General features: G+C 48.8%; 19 protein-coding genes. 14 read left to right on the forward strand and 5 right to left on the reverse strand.

The window, feature by feature from the left end; all coding sequences use genetic code 11:
• The first annotated feature begins 54 nt into the window (after nt 1-54).
• Together J2Y43_RS24680 and J2Y43_RS24685 are read left to right on the forward strand one after the other, a co-directional pair.
• Nucleotides 55-1,035 carry a pyruvate dehydrogenase complex E1 component subunit beta gene (locus tag J2Y43_RS24680; protein ID WP_309988210.1) on the forward strand — a complete coding sequence of 327 codons (981 nt, stop codon included), beginning with the start codon at nt 55-57 and terminating at the stop codon, nt 1,033-1,035.
• 190 nt (nt 1,036-1,225) lie between these two features.
• Entirely contained in the window at nt 1,226-1,612 is a 387-nt protein-coding gene (locus J2Y43_RS24685) for a TraR/DksA C4-type zinc finger protein (protein WP_106595637.1), read from the forward strand.
• A 205-nt stretch (nt 1,613-1,817) separates the two neighbouring features.
• Here the strand turns inward: J2Y43_RS24685 and J2Y43_RS24690 are convergent, their stop codons facing one another.
• Nucleotides 1,818-3,038 carry an exonuclease subunit SbcD gene (locus tag J2Y43_RS24690; RefSeq protein WP_309988207.1) on the reverse strand — a complete coding sequence of 407 codons (1,221 nt, stop codon included), beginning with the start codon at nt 3,036-3,038 and terminating at the stop codon, nt 1,818-1,820.
• 44 nt (nt 3,039-3,082) lie between these two features.
• Here J2Y43_RS24690 and J2Y43_RS24695 point away from each other — a divergent pair, with 44 nt between their 5' ends.
• Nucleotides 3,083-3,910, forward strand: coding sequence for a polysaccharide deacetylase family protein (locus tag J2Y43_RS24695; RefSeq protein WP_309988206.1), 828 nt, complete (start codon nt 3,083-3,085; stop codon nt 3,908-3,910).
• Here J2Y43_RS24695 and J2Y43_RS24700 read toward each other — a convergent pair whose 3' ends face one another.
• From J2Y43_RS24700 to J2Y43_RS24715, 4 genes are all read right to left on the reverse strand, one after another.
• Nucleotides 3,911-5,029, reverse strand: a complete 1,119-nt coding sequence (locus tag J2Y43_RS24700) for an acyltransferase (protein ID WP_309988204.1) — start codon at nt 5,027-5,029, stop codon at nt 3,911-3,913.
• An 11-nt stretch (nt 5,030-5,040) separates the two neighbouring features.
• A complete protein-coding gene (locus tag J2Y43_RS24705) occupies nt 5,041-5,562 on the reverse strand; it encodes an HAD family hydrolase (protein WP_223400709.1) in 522 nt (173 codons plus the stop codon).
• 64 nt (nt 5,563-5,626) lie between these two features.
• Nucleotides 5,627-6,430, reverse strand: a complete 804-nt coding sequence (locus J2Y43_RS24710) for a DUF2520 domain-containing protein (RefSeq protein WP_309988202.1) — start codon at nt 6,428-6,430, stop codon at nt 5,627-5,629.
• Nucleotides 6,431-6,483: 53 nt separating this feature from the next.
• A complete protein-coding gene (locus J2Y43_RS24715; protein ID WP_309988200.1) occupies nt 6,484-7,236 on the reverse strand; it encodes a DUF1080 domain-containing protein in 753 nt (250 codons plus the stop codon).
• An 18-nt stretch (nt 7,237-7,254) separates the two neighbouring features.
• Between J2Y43_RS24715 and J2Y43_RS24720 the strand changes: the two genes are divergently transcribed.
• From J2Y43_RS24720 to murG, 11 genes are all read left to right on the forward strand, one after another.
• The gene (locus J2Y43_RS24720) at nt 7,255-7,956 is read left to right on the forward strand and encodes a hypothetical protein (RefSeq protein ID WP_309988198.1); all 702 of its coding nucleotides are present in this window, start codon (nt 7,255-7,257) and stop codon (nt 7,954-7,956) included.
• Nucleotides 7,957-8,081: 125 nt separating this feature from the next.
• Nucleotides 8,082-8,525, forward strand: a complete 444-nt coding sequence (gene rplM / locus J2Y43_RS24725; protein WP_026350982.1) for a 50S ribosomal protein L13 — start codon at nt 8,082-8,084, stop codon at nt 8,523-8,525.
• Between the two features lie 3 nt (nt 8,526-8,528).
• Entirely contained in the window at nt 8,529-8,915 is a 387-nt protein-coding gene (gene rpsI, locus J2Y43_RS24730) for a 30S ribosomal protein S9 (protein ID WP_015812950.1), read from the forward strand.
• A 191-nt stretch (nt 8,916-9,106) separates the two neighbouring features.
• Nucleotides 9,107-9,925 carry a 30S ribosomal protein S2 gene (rpsB, locus tag J2Y43_RS24735; RefSeq protein ID WP_090382083.1) on the forward strand — a complete coding sequence of 273 codons (819 nt, stop codon included), beginning with the start codon at nt 9,107-9,109 and terminating at the stop codon, nt 9,923-9,925.
• A gap of 184 nt (nt 9,926-10,109) precedes the next feature.
• The gene (tsf, locus tag J2Y43_RS24740) at nt 10,110-10,946 is read left to right on the forward strand and encodes a translation elongation factor Ts (protein WP_223400705.1); all 837 of its coding nucleotides are present in this window, start codon (nt 10,110-10,112) and stop codon (nt 10,944-10,946) included.
• Between the two features lie 136 nt (nt 10,947-11,082).
• On the forward strand, nt 11,083-11,685 hold the full coding sequence (locus J2Y43_RS24745) for an RNA polymerase sigma factor (RefSeq protein ID WP_309988196.1): 603 nt from the start codon (nt 11,083-11,085) through the stop codon (nt 11,683-11,685).
• A gap of 99 nt (nt 11,686-11,784) precedes the next feature.
• The gene (locus tag J2Y43_RS24750; protein WP_309988194.1) at nt 11,785-12,717 is read left to right on the forward strand and encodes a DUF3078 domain-containing protein; all 933 of its coding nucleotides are present in this window, start codon (nt 11,785-11,787) and stop codon (nt 12,715-12,717) included.
• Nucleotides 12,718-12,742: 25 nt separating this feature from the next.
• Nucleotides 12,743-13,072, forward strand: a complete 330-nt coding sequence (mscL, locus tag J2Y43_RS24755) for a large-conductance mechanosensitive channel protein MscL (RefSeq protein ID WP_309988192.1) — start codon at nt 12,743-12,745, stop codon at nt 13,070-13,072.
• A gap of 152 nt (nt 13,073-13,224) precedes the next feature.
• Nucleotides 13,225-14,568: a UDP-N-acetylmuramoyl-L-alanine--D-glutamate ligase gene (murD, locus tag J2Y43_RS24760; RefSeq protein WP_409014484.1), complete on the forward strand. Its 1,344-nt coding sequence runs from the start codon at nt 13,225-13,227 to the stop codon at nt 14,566-14,568.
• Nucleotides 14,569-14,632: 64 nt separating this feature from the next.
• Nucleotides 14,633-15,787, forward strand: a complete 1,155-nt coding sequence (locus J2Y43_RS24765) for an FtsW/RodA/SpoVE family cell cycle protein (protein WP_106595622.1) — start codon at nt 14,633-14,635, stop codon at nt 15,785-15,787.
• Between the two features lies 1 nt (nt 15,788).
• Nucleotides 15,789-16,886 (forward strand): undecaprenyldiphospho-muramoylpentapeptide beta-N-acetylglucosaminyltransferase, encoded by a 1,098-nt coding sequence (murG, locus tag J2Y43_RS24770; protein WP_309988190.1) that lies wholly within the window; start codon nt 15,789-15,791, stop codon nt 16,884-16,886.
• Nucleotides 16,887-16,904 lie beyond the last annotated feature (18 nt).

Genomic DNA, 16,904 nt, shown 5'->3' on the forward strand with positions numbered 1-16,904 from the left:
TGCAATGATGCTGCGGTGGTTTCTTCTAAGAATTAATAATTATCAGAATTACGAATGAAAGAAATAGCATTTAGAGATGCCATTCGCGACGCTATGTCGGAAGAGATGCGCCTTGACAAGAGTATTTTTTTGATGGGTGAAGAGGTTGCGGAATACAACGGTGCTTATAAGGCGAGTCAGGGAATGCTCGATGAGTTCGGTCCCGACCGCGTGATCGATACGCCCATCGCGGAGCTTGGCTTTGCGGGGATTGCGGTGGGTGCTGCCGGAAACGGCCTTCGTCCGATCGTCGAGTTCATGACATTCAACTTCTCGCTGGTGGCGATCGATCAGATCATCAACAGCGCGGCGAAAATTCTTTCGATGTCAGGCGGCCAGTACGGTTGCCCGATCGTGTTCCGCGGCCCGACCGGTAATGCAGGCCAATTGGGTGCACAGCACTCCCAGAACTTCGAAAACTGGTTTGCTAACACGCCCGGTCTGAAAGTGGTCGTTCCTTCGAACCCTTACGACGCAAAAGGTCTTTTGAAATCATCCATCCGCGACAATAACCCCGTGATTTTCATGGAGTCGGAGGTGATGTACGGTGATAAAATGGCGGTACCTGAGGAAGAGTACCTCATTCCGCTGGGTAAGGCAGATATCAAACGCCAGGGTAAAGACGTTACCATTGTTTCTTTTGGTAAAATGATCCCCCGCGTGGTCATGCCGGCGGTGCTTCAACTGGAAAAAGAAGGTATCGACGTGGAAGTGGTTGATTTGCGCACTGTTCGCCCGATCGACTACGCTACCGTGATCGAGTCAGTTAAGAAAACGAACCGTTGCGTGGTGGTGGAAGAAGCCTGGCCACTGGCTGCTATTTCTTCGGAACTTGCTTACCACATCCAACGCCATGCATTTGATTATATGGATGCGCCGGTGATCCGTGTGAACAGCCGCGATGTACCTCTGCCTTATGCGCCTACGCTGATCGAGGAGATCCTGCCTAGCGTGAAGCGCACAGTGGAGGCCGTGAAATCGGTGCTTTATAAATAATCTTCAGAGATTCTCAGCGAAGCCATTACCGACCCAGGTTTTGGCTTTGTTGATTATAGCCCCTGATGTCAGTGTTAGTAAGTTTCTCATTTGAAAGTGGTTATTAATTAAATACTATTCCGAAATAGGCAGAATACTAGTACTTTTGTGCTTTGAACGCTCCTTGATGTAGACTAACAAATCAATTCAGATTATGCAAGAAGAACGAACAAGATATTCAGAGGAAGAATTAAAGGAGTTTGAAGAGCTGATCCGTGGGAAGCTGGAAGCGACAAGAAGTGAGCTCGAATACATCAAAACAGGATTGAGTAAAAAGAACGATAGCGGCACGGACGTAACAGCCGGAGCGGCCAAATTAGTGGAGGATGGGGCAGATGCCAGTGAGCGTGAGAATTTGAGCCAATTGGCCGCACGTCTTCAAAAATATTCGGTACAGCTCGAAAACGCGCTGATCCGCATCAAAAACGGTACTTACGGCATTTGCATCGACACCGGTAAACTAATCCCGAAAGAACGTCTGCGCATTGTACCGCATACACAGCAAACCATTGAAGCGAAGCTGAAAAGAGCAAGCTGATATTCATCAAGACCAAATAGGACAGAAAGCGGGTTATTCCAAATGGGATAGCCCGCTTTTTTGTGCGATGGTGCAAAATTCCTGCTTTGCACACCCTATTCGCAGGTCTCCGGCCGGTCTTCACCGAAAGACGATTTTGCATAAATGACCGGCCGGAGGCCTGCGAATAGTGCGCACGAAGGAAACCTTCGCGCCATTGCTCTTACTACTCCGCTTCGCTTCCCAGTACCTCGCGGAAAACTTCCATTAAGCCTTCGGAGGGCTCCTGGCCTTTGTTTTTGCTTTTGAAATACTCTTGAAACAACTTCTCCATACTCAGGGATAGATCGACTTCGGATGAGTTATCCGCCACCTCGCTCTTCTTAATCTGCGGAATGATCTGAATAATGCCCGAATGCGCTTCCATAAGCCGCTTTTTATCAGAGGCTTCGAGGTAATTGTCGGAAATGATGGTGAGCTCAATTAAATCTTCCGAATGCTCAGCCAGCCATTCAATGGCTTCATCGATGCTATGAAAACTCTTGCGACGCAGTTTTTTCCCTTTCAACAATTCAATAGGCTTGTAGCCGACCAACTTTCCGGCCTCTGCTTCGATCAGGATCACATATTTATTCTGATTGGCCTCCGAAAAGCTGTAAGCCAGCGGGCTGCTGGAATATACCGATGGCGCCGGAACTTTATCTACCTGGTGGAACCGGTGCAAATGTCCTAATGCGATGTAATGCACCTGTTTCGGGAAATTTTCGGTATAAATGGCCTGGGCGCCGCCGATGTGCAGGATCGGGCGCTCGTCGTCGGGCTCTTCGGGCATGGGACCGCCTTTTTGCATGACGAACAAATGCGTGGCCAACAGGTTGAAGCCGTTATCATCCAGATATTGATCCGCAAGGTTTTGCCAATGTTCCTGCAAATGAATGCGTAATGCTTCTTCCGACTCTTCCACGCCGAGGAAGGTTTTCAAACGTTGCTCGTTCGCGTAAGGCGTGTGCAGGACGCGCAAGGGGAAGGGGGCATTAGGAAGTTTGATTTCCAGAAAACCGGGCGCGGTTTTGACAATATCCACCTGCCCCTGCGTGCAAAATGGCTTGACTTCCGTATTCGGAAAACCAACAAAGAGAATGCCGCATACCTTCGCGAGCGCGTCGGGTACTTGTATGCGCTCGGGGGAATCGTGGTTGCCGGCAATGGCGATTACCGCGCGGGTGCCGTTGGCCGAAAGGCGGTGTAATGTACTGTACAAAAGCTCGGTCGCTTCGGACGACGGGTTGAAATTGTCGAACAAGTCGCCTGCAATGACGATCGCGTCAACGGCCTCGCGTTCTGCGATTTCGCAGATTTCTTCGAGGACGAGGCGCTGTTCGTCGAGGCGGGAAAAGTTATCGAGCTTTTTGCCGATATGCCAGTCGGCGGTGTGCAGTATTTTCATCCGTGTCATTAATTTAGCGAAAATAACAGATCATTTCCGAAGTTTTGAAATACATTAAAACGTCTTCCAATGCATTGAATGGATTGCGTGGGCTATTGCTCTTCGTGCTGGCGAGCGTATTCTGGGGCTGCGGAAGCCCATCCGGAAAGCCCGATGCGGGCGGCATTGCCATTTCATTCGACGATCATTTTATCAAAGAATGGTACGAGCTCCGGCCATTATTTCAGAAATATAATGCCAAAGCGACCTTCTTCATAACTTGCCCTGATAGCCTGAATGCGGAAGAGGTAGCGATGCTGAAACAGCTTGAAAAAGAAGGTCACGAAATCGGTTTTCATGGAACAGTCCACGCCAAATCCACCGAACTCATGGCTGCCGGCGGACCGAAAGGATACATTGAAGCCGAGCTCGAACCGGGCCTGCGCCACATGCATGCGGCTGGTTTCAAACCCACCTCCTATGCGCACCCCGGCGGAAACCATAACGATCGCGTCGATTCAGTGCTTTTGGCGAAAGGGTTTACAATTTTACGCGATGTGGCTATTTCAAGGAGGAAGTTCAAAGGCATTCAGCTTTATGCCTGGCCGCCGCGGTGGATGAATGCGATATATTATGCATTCAAAGGAGAGCAAAAAGTGGATGCATTGATGATCGACTACGACGAAGTGACCGAAGAGGAAATTGTGGAGGCGATTCGGGAAGCGAAGGAAAATGGCACTGCATTGATGGTTTTCGGGCATGAACCATTATATAGCGCGCCTCAGAATGGTAAATATGGGTTCAATGTAAGTTTTCTGGCCGCGGTTTTGCGCGAGGCGGATAAGCAGAAACTGAAATTCTACACGATGTCGGAACTGCCGAAGGTGAAATAGCTAGCGGCCGAACTTACGATCTTTGTACGCCAGGAGGGGTTTTTCAATATAATTAAATGAAAAAGTAGCGACCGCCACCGAGCCGACGAAGCTTACGACATAAAGTACCGCCTGATAACCCGCATCCCGCCAGCCCGGCGCATACATTTCGAACAGGTTGATAATCATGACAATCACCGCTACGTGGTAAATGTAAAGGCCATAGGAAATCTTGCCCAGATGATCCATCACCGGATGCCCCAAATGCACGATTGTATTCGGATTGCAGGAGACATTGAGCACAAAGAATGCGAAGAAAAGCGCATATACTTCGAGGAATCCAAAGAAATGCACGCCGGAAAAGAACAATGCAAGCAGGATTGTGTACGCGACGATCTGCACGTCTTTCCGGAAAATGAAACCGAGGAATTTCAATTTATCATTATAAACCAGCCACGCGCACAGGCCGCCCAATGCCATCGTTTGAATGCGGAACTGGCCGAGGAATGTCGTGATCATCGACTTGCGGGTTTCCTCCGACGGGTCAACCATTTCGAGGCCTAGATAAAGCAATCCCGCGGTTAGTAAAAGGAAAAAAATGAATATCGGAACACGCTTTTTGGGATATTTGATCAACCACGGCCAGAGGTAATAGAATTGCTCTTCCACGCCGATGGACCACGTTTGCGCGCACCAGTAGGGCAGATCGTACAGAACAAATGCGAAGTTGGGCAGTACCAAAAGCAGCAACGTGAGCCGCTCGGGCAGGTTTATGGTCAACTTTTCTTCAATGCCCGGGTAGTCGAATATCGGAATGTGGGGAAAAATGAAGAACGATAACCCTATGATGAGAAAGTAAATGGGCCATATGCGGAAAACACGGCGCAGATAGAACTTTTTGGCGTCAACATCCCCGAACCGCCCACGCTCTTCGAGCAGCAAATAGGTGATCAGAAAGCCGCTCAGCACGAAAAACAACCCCACACCAAGCCTTCCCGCATGCTGGATAATGGGCATATCGTACACATTGGCAATGCCCAATGCATGCTTAGCCTGTTCGAGGTGGTGAAATACCACCAGCGATGCGGCAATGGCACGGATACCGTTCAGATTCGGGAAATAGCGCTTTTTCTTGTCCACCACCAAGCTTTTTATTCAAACCAGGCCATCCATTTCCCCTGCACTTTCATGACTTGTTCGATCAGGTCGCGAACGGCGCCACGGCCGCCGTTTTTTGGGGAAATATAGTCGGCGATAGCGAGGATCTCGTCAGCGGAGTCGGCCGGGCAGGCGCCCATTACGCTCGTGCGCATGACCTCGTAATCGGGCAGGTCGTCGCCCATGAACACGATTTCGTCTTCGGTAAGGCCGGTTTCTGCAAGGTATTTCTTGAAAACGGGGAGTTTGCCGTCCGGTGATGTGCCAATGAAAATGTCGGAAACACCCAGGTATTCGAGACGCTTCCGAACACCTACCTGGCTTTGCGCGGAGATAATGGCCACGCGGTAGCCCATTCTGATCGCCCGGTTGATGCCATACCCGTCGCGCACATTAAAAATGCGGGGCTGCTCGCCGGTTTCGAGAGCAATGACGCTACCGTCGGTCATGACGCCGTCGATATCAAAAATGAAGGTAGTAATGCGCTTGAAACGTTCCGTTAAAGTCGAATCCATGAATAGCCGAATTGTGAATCCTGCAAATATAGCCTAACTTTTTTCGTGACGATGCGGCTACTTATTATTTTGAAATGTAGAGGTTGCGGATTTTGTCGGTGAGCAGGCGGTATATTTCCGTATAATCCTCGTTGGTCTCCTGCAAATATTCGAGGTGGCGTGCGGTGGTTTTCCAATCGCCTCGCCGGGCCGGGCCGGTTTGGCCGATCGACGGGTCGTCGGAAGCCAGGGCCTTGTAAATAGTGGTTTGGATGAGCGGTTTCAGCAGGTCGAAGTTGAGTTGCTCGCGTTCGAGCAGGTCGTGGGAGATTGTGAGCATGTAATTGGTGAAATTGCTCGCAAAAACGGCTGCTACATGCAGAATGAAGCGTTCGTCGGAATCCATCCGGGTTACATTATTGCTCACGCTCGACGCCAGGTGCATTAGTTTTCCTTCAATGAGCTCATTCCGCGACTCGATGCAGAACGGCAGCTCGCTGTAATCCATTTCGACGTCCTTTGTGAATGTCTGCAAAGGATAGAACACGCCCGTGTGGACATATACGTCGCTGTAAATCTCCACAAGTTTCTGAAATTCAGCCAGCGAGCGTGTGCCTGAAGTGTGCACGAGTATTACACCTTCGGGCAACACAATGCGCTGGATCACGCTCTCGATAGCGTCGTCCGTTACCGCAATCACGATTACTTCCGCTTCGCTTTCCGAGAAATTGAGGTCGGGCTGGATATTGGTATCATATAAGGAAGAAGCCAGCTGACGCGCTTTCTGCGTCTCGCGGCTATACACCTCGCAAATCCAATGCCCCGCATCCTCAAACGCCTGCGCCAGATGCCAGGCAACGTTACCAGCGCCTATGAAGGAGATTTTCATGTCAAAAGATTGAAATCTTCAACAAGATATTCGGAGAAAGGCAACTTCCCAAATCAATGCACCACCGGCGCCACTTGTTCCGGCGTAGTGATCCCACCCGGCAATTCCATAATGCGCATGTTCCGGAAATGGATTTCGGCGCCTTCGGCTTCGAGGCAGATATAGCCTTTCTTGCGCTCGGAGGCGCGTAGGCCATTCACGAATTTGCCATTGACGGACAGTTTTACAGTACCATCCACGGCCACGACCACATATTTGTTCCATTCGCCTTTGCCCTTGCAGCGTTTTTCGAGCGATTTGCTGCGGATGCCGCGTGGGTTGTCGGGGATGGCGGTCATGCCCATCGTAGGAAAGAGCTCGCCGTGCACGTAGTCTTCGGTCGCATTGTGTTGCGGGGCATATTCGAGTTCGAGCATTTGGACTTCGATGGCCTTGGTGAGCGGGTCGTGTTCCTGCGGGGTGCCCTCGCTCCAGATGAATACGCCCGAGTTGCCGCCGGCTTCCATATGCTTCCACTCCACTTCGAGGATGAAGTTTTCGTATTGCCGGTCGGAGCGCATGACGCCAATGGGTTTACCGGAGCAGATCAATGTCCCGTTTTTGACTTTCCAGGTTTCTTTGGAGGTGTTCACGTCAACCCATCCATTCAGGTTTTTGCCGTTAAAAAGTGGCACAAATCCCAGATGATCGGTGCTTTGTGCGAGCAAATTGGCCCCGGATAATCCGCAGAGTAGCAATATAGCCGCTTGCAAACGGATAACCCGCGATTTCTTTCGGGTATGAGTTATTATTGTAGAATTCATCATCTAACTATGGGTTCAGCAATGAAAATTTTAAAAGGACTATTGATCATTTTATTACTGAATGCCACTTCCACACACGCACAATATACTTCCCCGATTGCTGGCGGTGTGGATGTCGGTGCCAGCTTAGGGAGCAACTCGTGGGCACCCTCTATCATGTATCACGAGGAAATAGGTTCGCAACGGCTACCCTGGTTGCGGATTGGTGTCGGTTTCAGGGCATGGGGCCTCTACGGCGGTAGGGCAAACCTCTACACCGAGCGCATTGCGGGTGTCAAGGACTACCTGGAATATCGGGACGTTTCTGTCAACGGGCTCAGCTTTATCGCAGGTGTGAACGTGAGTTTCTGGAAACTGGATATTGGTGTGAATACCGATCTGATCGGCCTGACCTACGGCTCGAAAAGGCACGGGTACTATGAGAAAAATGTTCCCACAAACGGTACCGGCGTGCCCAACTATAATCAGTGGCTAGCCAGCAAACCCACGCTGTTCAATGCGTTGCCGCTGGCGCTGCGCAGGAACACCGGGCAGTCGGAAGCATTTGTGCGTTTGATGGCAACCCGAAGAGTGGGCGTGAAGCTCGGTTACACTTATACCCGGCTTACGTATACCACGAAAAAAAGCGACGGTTTCAACGTTTACCTCGATAACAACCAGCGACATGTGTCCAAACTTTACGGCCTTCCATACGTCGCATTGGCCTTTGGATTAGGGAATTGACAAATGAATTTCACAAACATACTTGTAATTCAATTTGTTAAACTCTATATTTGCACTCCCATTTTGCGATGGACTGTCTTGTTACAGTGTAAATTATTGAAAATCAATTTAATTTTTTGTTAATCGTGGATACGTTAAGCTACAAAACCATCTCGGCGAACAAAAACACAGTAAACAAGGAGTGGATTGTTGTGGATGCTGAAAATGCAGTTCTTGGTCGTTTGGCCAGCGAAGTTGCTAAGATTATCAGAGGCAAACACAAAGCAAGCTACACTCCTCATGTGGATTGTGGTGATAACGTTATCGTTATCAACGCCGATAAGATCAAGTTGACAGGTAAGAAAATGACGGACAAGGTTTATGTTCGCCACACAGGTTACCCAGGAGGTCAACGTTTTCAAACTCCTCGCGAGTTGCTCGAAAAACACCCTGAGCGTGTGATCGAGAAAGCCGTGAAAGGCATGCTTCCAAAGAACCGTTTGGGACGTCGTTTATTTACAAACCTGTTTGTTTACGCTGCCGCAGAACACCCGCACAGCGCACAGCAACCAAAGCAAATCCAATTGTAATTCATGGAAGTGATCAACACAATAGGTAGAAGAAAAACAGCCGTTGCTCGTATTTACCTTACACCTGGTAAAGGCGACATCAAAGTTAACGGTCGTGATTACAAAGAATATTTTCCATTTGAAGTACACCAGATCGTGTTGCAACAACCGTTCGCGACAATCTCCGGTGGAAATGGTTACGATATCAAAGTAAACGTAAGAGGTGGTGGAATCTCAGGCCAGGCGGAAGCGATCCGTATGGCGGTTTCACGTGCACTGGTTCAATACAACGGCGAATTCCGTGGCGCATTGAAAAAAGAAGGATTCCTTACCCGTGACCCACGTATGGTTGAGCGTAAGAAATACGGACGCGCTAAGGCTCGCAGAAGATTCCAGTTCTCGAAACGTTAATAAGTGGTCAGATGTGGTCATTTATAGTCAAGAATGGTCATGTGTTGTTTTCTTGTTTTGCTAGAACAATGCCTGACTACAAATGACAATAACTGACAAAACCTGACTAAAAATTGTCCAGACGTCGCTTATCGTGCCCGATGCTTCGTGCTGCGTAACAAGTCTAAAATATTTTTAAATCAAATTTGGCAATGGCACAAATAGAATATAAAGAACTATTGGATGCAGGTGTCCACTTTGGTCACCTTACCCGCAAGTGGGATCCACGGATGGCTCCGTATATCTTCATGGAGAAGAACGGGATCCACATCATTGACCTGAACAAAACTTTGAGCTGCCTTAACGAAGCGGAAGCTGCGTTGAAACAGATCGTTCGTTCAGGACGTAAGATCATGTTTGTTGCTACTAAAAAACAAGCGCAGGAAATCGTAACGGAAGAGGCGAAACGCCTTAAAATGCCTTACGTGACCGATCGTTGGTTGGGTGGTATGCTGACAAACTTTGGCACGATTCGCAAGTCTTTGAAAAAAATGCAGACTCTCGAGAAGATGCTGAAAGACGAAGCCACGGTTAGCAATATTGCGAAAAGAGAACGCCTGATGCTTACACGTGAAAAGGAGAAACTGGAAAGAGTACTAGGTGGTGTAGCGGACCTTACTCGCCTTCCAGCGGCACTTTTCATCGTTGATGTAAAACGCGAGCACATTGCGGTTGCAGAAGCAAAAAGATTGAACATCCCTATTTTTGCGATCTGCGATACCAACTCAAACCCTGAATTGGTTGACTTCCCTATCCCATCTAACGACGATGCTTACAAAGCCATCTCGTTGATCACGCTGGCGATCGGTAAGGCTATCGAAGAAGGTTTGATGGAACGCAAACAAGATAAAGACGATCAGCGCCTGGTAGAGGAGGAAGAAGCTAAACGCGCAGCTGACAAAGGTGAAGAGGCAGCCCCTCGCGCCGAAGTTGCAGCAGAAGCAGAAGTTGCTGAATCTGACGAAGAGTAAAAAGGGCAATATGGCGTAGTTTTCAAAATGACCCGCCATACTTGACATATACGGTAGCCCATAGCCTCTTGCTATGGGCTACGTTTTTTTAAAATTCCCTGAAACGGATTCCTTAACTATTTGATCATTCGAGGTTAACGGTCCTTTCGATCCAAAACATTAATACATAATATTTATCACGATCATGGCAATTACCGCACAAGATGTAAACAAACTCCGCCAGATGACCGGCGCGGGCATGATGGATTGTAAAAAAGCCCTGCAGGAAGCAGATGGCGATTTCGACAAAGCCGTTGATATTCTCCGTAAACAAGGACAGAAAGTTGCTGCAAAACGTGCTGACAACGCTGTATCAGAAGGAACTGTTCTGATCAACATCAGCGAAGACGGTACCAATGGTAAACTCGTTGCTTTGGCTTGCGAAACTGAGCCCGTATCGAACGTGGAAGATTTCAAAAACCTTGCGCAATCTATCCTTGACAAAGCAGTAGCGGATAACATCGCTGACAAAGATGCCCTTTTGGCTGCAACTTTGGCGGACGGCCGTCCTGTGTCAGAGCATATGGTTGAACTGACAGGTAAACTGGGAGAGAAACTGGAAATCAGCGCTTACGAGAACGTAACAGCCGACAAAGTTGTCCCTTACATCCATTCAAACGGTAAATTGGGTGTGTTGGTAGCATTCGCCGGCGTAAACGGAACGGATGTTGCTGAACTTGGTAAAGACGTAGCAATGCAGATTGCCGCTATGAAGCCGGTGGCGCTTGACAAAGACGGTATCGACGCTGCTACTATCGAGCGCGAAATCGAAGTTGGTAAAGAGCAGGCTCGTGCAGAAGGTAAGCCTGAGGCAATGCTTGAGAAAATCGCTCAGGGCAAACTTCAGAAGTTCTACAAAGACAGCACCCTGTTGAACCAGGAGTTCGTGAAGGATTCTTCACTGACTATCCGTCAGTTGCTTGAGAAAACTTCAAAAGGTTTGTCTGTAACCTCATTCAAACGTGTAGCGATCGGCGGATAAGCCTTTTCAGCAACAAAATATATTGACAACGCCTGGTATCTAATTTGTATACCAGGCGTTGTTTTTTCATATTTACAGAAAGTTAAATGCAATTTAATTTTCTACACACGCTATCGGCGGCATTTCATCAGGCAGAATGGTTGAAACACGGAGCATTTCCTGTTCGGAGCATAATTCGACAGATGAAGAATTAGTTAGACTCTTCCTCGAATCAAGGGACAATCGTCATTTTCAGCAACTTTACGAGCGTTATGCCGTCAAGGTTTATCAAAAATGCGTCACACTCACCAGAGACGCTACCCGCGCCGAAGACATTATGCACGATGTCTTTCTTAAACTTATCCATAAAATGGGTTCTTTTAAGACCGGCGCCAAATTCTCCACCTGGCTTTTCACAATCACTCATAACCATTGCATGGACCTCGCGCGCGGGAGCAAGCGCAGGGTTATACTCGTGCACGAGGCGGAAACACCCGAATGTGTAGGGAAAGAAGAGCTTTGTTTGCAAGGCTTGTTTGAGGAAGAGCTGAACCTGATGATGCTGAAAGAGGCGCTCGATTTGCTCGGGCTGGAAGACAAGGCGATGATCTACCTCCGCTACCTCGACGACCGTAGTATCCGCGACATTGCAAGCCTCTTCAAGATCACCGAAAGTGCGGTTAAAATGCGCCTGATGCGGTCGCGGAGGAAACTCCGCAAGTGGTATCATAAACTTTCAGATGGCGGCAATTTTTTTTGAAAGCGTCAGAAATTGCTTTACTTTGGCCGTAAACCTCCTCATTTGTTAGTTGTAAACTGTGGAAATTTAATGAGTATGGTCCCACTAAACACATTGACTATGAGCCAAAAACTTCAACGTACATCCTTTATTGCTTTAACTTTACTCGCACTTCTGACATTCCCGGCCGTTTCCCAAAACAAAGTTGATCTCTCCAATTCGATCAATTCCGGCCGTTTGAAAACCGCTAATGACACTGCCTGGCACAAAGTCGAATTCGGTGCCAACCTGAACCAGGGTTCTTTCAGTTCCAACTGGACGGGTGGCGGCGTAAACTCCATTGCGCTCGGGCTTTTCCTGAATGCATTGAGCGAGAAAAAAGTAGGTAAGAATTCATGGCGAAATGACTTCCAGGGACAGTATGGTATCGTCCGCAACAAGGGCCAGCAAAGCCGTAAGAACGTCGACCGGATATTCTTCGATACCAAGTATAACCGCGAACTGACAGCCAAATGGAGCCTTTTCGCCAATGTCAACTTCCTTTCGCAATTTGGTAACGGTTATGAGTATTCCTCCGAGACGGATACGGTTAAGTTCAAGAAAAAGGTATCCGGAATACTCGCTCCCGCCTATCTGACCGAGGCGATTGGTATCGAATACCGTCCCGTTCCCTATTTCTTCATTGACCTCGCGCCCGGGGCATTGCGGCAGACCATCGTTGTAGACAAGGAACTATACGTGAATACCCCCGACCAGAAGAACTATGGCGTGCCTATCGGCAAACGAGTGCGTACGGAAGCGGCGCTGATCCAGCTGGTAGCCAATTTTGACAAGGATATCGCGAAGGATGTCAACCTGAAATTCCGGTACCTGATGTTTTCGAGCTTTAAACATCCTTTGAATATAGATAACCGTCTGGATGCCCAGCTGACAGCGAAGATCAATAAGTATGTCAATGTCAACCTCGGCGCCATTATGGTTTACGACGAAGACCAGAGCAACAAGATACAGTTTGCTCAGGCCCTCAGCATAGGCTTTTTGTTCGCTTTTTAATCTAATCAACTAACCTCATCTTGTTATGCTAAAGGAGTTCAAAACGTTTATTGCACAAGGGAATGTGCTCGACCTCGCTGTCGGTGTCGTGATCGGTGCCGCATTTGGAAAAATCACTACTTCGTTGGTGGAAGATATTCTCAACCCGATCCTGGGCCTCATCCTCGGTGGAGTGGATTTTACACAGCTTAAAGTGGTGCTCAAAGAAGCTGTGGGGGAAACCCCGGAAGTGGCGATCCGTTATGGAAACTTTATCCAGACCCTCATTCAATTCCTGCTTATCGCCTGGGTGATATTCCTGATCGTAAAAGCAGCCAATCGACTCAAATTATCCGAATCCTTGAAGAAGGAGTAGAACTAGTTAAAGTTCATAAATAATAAAAGAGAGGCATATTTCGTGTGCCTCTTTTTTTATCCATGTTATTGGGAGGGCATTAAAAAAAGTTTTCGGCAAAAGATTTACCTTCGTGGTTATTGCAGATTGTTCAACGTTTTAATTCGATTCTTGTGCAAAAAAAGGTGACGATTCTGGGTGGAGGAGAAAGCGGCGCCGGTGCCGCGATTCTTGCGAAATCCAAAGGTTTTGAAGTTTTTTTATCGGATAAGGGCCAGTTGCATCAGAAGTACGCTGACATTCTGAACAGTGAAAATATTCCGTTTGAACAAGGACAGCATTCGGAGGAACGCATCCTCGAAAGTGACCTCGTGGTGAAAAGCCCGGGTATTCCGGATAAGGTGCCTCTGATCGTCGCATTGAAAGAAAAGGGCATTCCGGTGATCTCTGAAATCGAATTTGCCTCGCGCTACACGGATGCGAAGCTGATCGCGATCACGGGCAGTAACGGCAAGACAACGACCACATTACTTACCTATCATTTACTCAAAACCGCCGGGCTGAATGTAGGCCTCGCCGGTAATATCGGCGACAGTTTCGCTTGGGCCGTTGCTGAAAAGCATTTTGATTATTATGTATTGGAAATCAGTAGCTTCCAGCTCGACAACATCGTCGATTTCCATCCTTATATTTCGCTCCTCCTGAATATCACTCCCGATCACCTCGATCGTTATGGGTATGATTTTCAGAATTATGTGAATTCCAAGTTTAACATTATCCGTAACCAGACAGCCGCGGATCATTTCATTTATTATAAAGAAAGTGAAGTGATTACAAAGGAGCTCGACAAGAGGAACCCGGCGGTTGGGACGGTGCAGATTTCGCTGGAAAATGTATTGGAATCGGGCTCATACCTTGAAAACGGTCAGCTGATTTCCAATATCAATGGCCGTGCATTTGGGCAGGCATTCAGTGAGCTGCCGATCAAAGGCCCGCACAATGCGATCAATGCGCTGGCAGCAATTTCGGTTGCACAGCTACTCGGTATCGATGCGGAAAAGATCAGCGAAGGCCTGAAATCGTTCACCAATGCACCCCATCGTTTGGAACAGGTGGAAGTGATCGATGATGTGACGTACATTAATGATTCCAAGGCTACCAATGTGGATTCTGTATTCTATGCGTTGGGTAGTTTCGACAAACCGGTGATCCTGATTGCTGGTGGTGTGGATAAAGGGAATGATTATTCACAAATCGATGAACTGGTAAAGGAAAAAGTAAAAGGACTGATTGTGCTGGGGAAAGATCCGGCAAAGCTGGAAAACTACTTTTCAGGCAAAGTCCCGCAAATATATGCCACCGAGGACGTCCAGGACGCCGTCAACAAAGGACGGGAATGGGGCGTGCCGGGGGATATCGTTCTGCTTTCGCCCGCCTGCGCGAGTTTTGATTTGTTCAAAAACTACGAAGACCGGGGCGATCAATTTAAAGCTGCTGTCAGAAACCTCATTCAATGACCATCCCTGACAATACTTGACCATTCCCGACTATACCTGACAACAAATTTAGCCGCCAAACGATATGGATTTCCTGAACAAAACGAGGGAAGATACCCAGGCATGGTTTAGCAAAAACCTTAAAGGCGATCCCTGGATATGGGGGATATGCATCATCATGCTGATGTGGAGCATCGTGGTGGTGTACAGCGCCTCTGTCAAGGACGCTTACAGCCAGATGGACGGTAACACCGAATATTACCTCTATAAACATGCATTGCTGTGCGTGCTGTCGCTCGGTGTGATGTATTTCGTTCACCGTGTGCCTTACATCAAATTCGTGTATGTAACGCGGCTTGCCGTTTGGAGCTCCATCCTGCTTTTGATATTCACGATGTTTTTCGGGAGATCGGTGAACGACGCGGCCCGCTGGATCGAAATCCCGGTGATCGGCCAGCGCTTCCAGCCCTCCGAATGGGCCAAGGTAGCATTGGTAGCGCATTTGTCGCTGATATTAGCCCGGCATATCAAAGGCGGCTGGAATACCCGGGAGCTTTTCATGGAGCCGCTCGCGCTCGTAGGCGTCGTGTGCGGGCTGATTTTCGTGAGTAACGTATCGACGGCCGTGATGCTGGCAGGCATTTGCTTTTTGCTGATGTTTGTTGGAAAAGTGCCGTTGCATTACCTCGCATTTACAGCGCTCGGTCTGGTATTCTTCGCGACGATCGCCATTTTGCTCAACTCCACGCAGCGATCCGGAACGGCGCAAAGCAGGATTTCGACGTTTTTTGATAAAGACGTGGTCGTGTACCAATCCCAGCAATCCTACATGGCTATGGCCCGCGGCGGATTGTATGGAGAAGGAGTTTCCAAAAGCCGCCAGCGCCGCTTCCTCCCGGAGCCCCAAAAGGACTTCATTTTCGCGGTGGCGGTGGAAGAATACGGCACATTGGGCGGTACTGCATTGATTATCCTTTATTTGATCCTATTATATCGCGGCCTGAAAGCCATCGAGGCGACCAAACGACCATTCGGCGGGCTGCTGTCGGCCGGGCTTACATTCATCGTGGTGAGCCAGGCATTTTCGGCGATGGCTGTGACGGTCGGGCTGGTGCCGGTGACCGGGCAAACGCTGCCTTTTTTTAGTCAGGGGGGAACGTCGCTGCTATTTACGGGTATTGCAATGGGCATGATCCTCAGCGTGAGCCGGGGCGAAATCGTGGAGGAAAAACGCATCTAACATGGCAAAGAGAATCATTATCAGCGGGGGAGGCACCGGCGGGCATATTTACCCGGCTATTGCCATTGCCAATGCATTGCAGCACAGGGAGCCGGACACGGAAATCCTGTTTGTAGGCGCTTTGGGCAAAATGGAGATGGAAAAAGTCCCCCGGGCAGGATATAAAATTGTAGGGCTTCCCATTGCGGGGATTAAAAGAAGTCTTTCGCTGGAAAACCTCACACTTCCGTTCAAAATGCTTCGAAGCCTGATGAAGGCCCGGGCGGTGATCAAAGACTTCAAACCTGATGTTGCAGTGGGCGTAGGTGGTTTTGCCAGTGGGCCATTGCTGATGATGGCATCTATGGCGGGCATTCCTATCTTAATCCAGGAACAGAATTCCTATGCGGGCGTTACCAACAAATTGCTTGCCAAACGAGCCGCCAAAATATGCGTGGCTTACCCCGGTATGGAAGCGTTTTTCCCGAAAGAGAAAATCACGATGCTTGGCAATCCCGTTCGGAGTGATATTACCTATGTGCATTTAAAGCGCGCCTCGGCTTTGGAGCATTTTGAATTGAATGAGGGCGCAAAAACACTGTTCGTCATGGGTGGCAGCCTCGGCGCGCGCTCGATCAACGAAAGCATTACCGAAGGGCTGGGCCGGTTGGTAGAGGCCGGGTATCAGGTATTATGGCAAACCGGTAAGAATGATATCGACAAGGCCAAAGCCGCTATTGAAAAGTTGGGAACCGACCGGGTAAAAGCATTTGACTTTATATACACGATGGACCTGGCATATGCTGTGGCCGACGTGGTAGTGTCACGTGCTGGTGCGTTATCGGTTTCGGAGTTGTGCCTTGCTGCGAAGCCGGCCATCCTCGTGCCGTTCCCGTATGCTTCGGAAGACCATCAAACCAAGAATGCGATGAACCTCGTCGACAGCAATGCGGCCATTCTTGTGAAAGATTCCGAAGCACGCACGAGACTGGTGGATCAGGCATTGGCGTTGCTCGATGATGTGACGCGCCAACGCGAATTGCAGACGAATATCAATAAGCTGGCACGTCCCAGCGCAGCCGACGATATTGCCGCGGAAGTTTTTAATTTGATTCAATAACCCCAAGATTTGAATATG

The sequence above is a fragment of the Dyadobacter sp. BE31 genome (genome assembly GCF_031457695.1).
GTDB lineage: Bacteria > Bacteroidota > Bacteroidia > Cytophagales > Spirosomataceae > Dyadobacter.

Bases quoted from the DNA above. Each gene is read 5' to 3' on its own strand.
- J2Y43_RS24745 (WP_309988196.1), top strand. From the start codon at position 11,083: ATGGTTGAAACACGGAGCATTTCCTGTTCGGAGCATAATTCGACAGAT.
- J2Y43_RS24750 (WP_309988194.1), top strand. From the start codon at position 11,785: ATGAGCCAAAAACTTCAACGTACATCCTTTATTGCTTTAACTTTACTC.
- J2Y43_RS24705 (WP_223400709.1), bottom strand. From the start codon at position 5,562: ATGGATTCGACTTTAACGGAACGTTTCAAGCGCATTACTACCTTCATT.
- J2Y43_RS24720 (WP_309988198.1), top strand. From the start codon at position 7,255: ATGAAAATTTTAAAAGGACTATTGATCATTTTATTACTGAATGCCACT.
- rpsB (WP_090382083.1), top strand. From the start codon at position 9,107: ATGGCACAAATAGAATATAAAGAACTATTGGATGCAGGTGTCCACTTT.
- murG (WP_309988190.1), top strand. From the start codon at position 15,789: ATGGCAAAGAGAATCATTATCAGCGGGGGAGGCACCGGCGGGCATATT.
- J2Y43_RS24710 (WP_309988202.1), bottom strand. From the start codon at position 6,430: ATGAAAATCTCCTTCATAGGCGCTGGTAACGTTGCCTGGCATCTGGCG.
- mscL (WP_309988192.1), top strand. From the start codon at position 12,743: ATGCTAAAGGAGTTCAAAACGTTTATTGCACAAGGGAATGTGCTCGAC.
- J2Y43_RS24690 (WP_309988207.1), bottom strand. From the start codon at position 3,038: ATGAAAATACTGCACACCGCCGACTGGCATATCGGCAAAAAGCTCGAT.
- rpsI (WP_015812950.1), top strand. From the start codon at position 8,529: ATGGAAGTGATCAACACAATAGGTAGAAGAAAAACAGCCGTTGCTCGT.
- J2Y43_RS24715 (WP_309988200.1), bottom strand. From the start codon at position 7,236: ATGATGAATTCTACAATAATAACTCATACCCGAAAGAAATCGCGGGTT.
- J2Y43_RS24680 (WP_309988210.1), top strand. From the start codon at position 55: ATGAAAGAAATAGCATTTAGAGATGCCATTCGCGACGCTATGTCGGAA.
- tsf (WP_223400705.1), top strand. From the start codon at position 10,110: ATGGCAATTACCGCACAAGATGTAAACAAACTCCGCCAGATGACCGGC.
- J2Y43_RS24765 (WP_106595622.1), top strand. From the start codon at position 14,633: ATGGATTTCCTGAACAAAACGAGGGAAGATACCCAGGCATGGTTTAGC.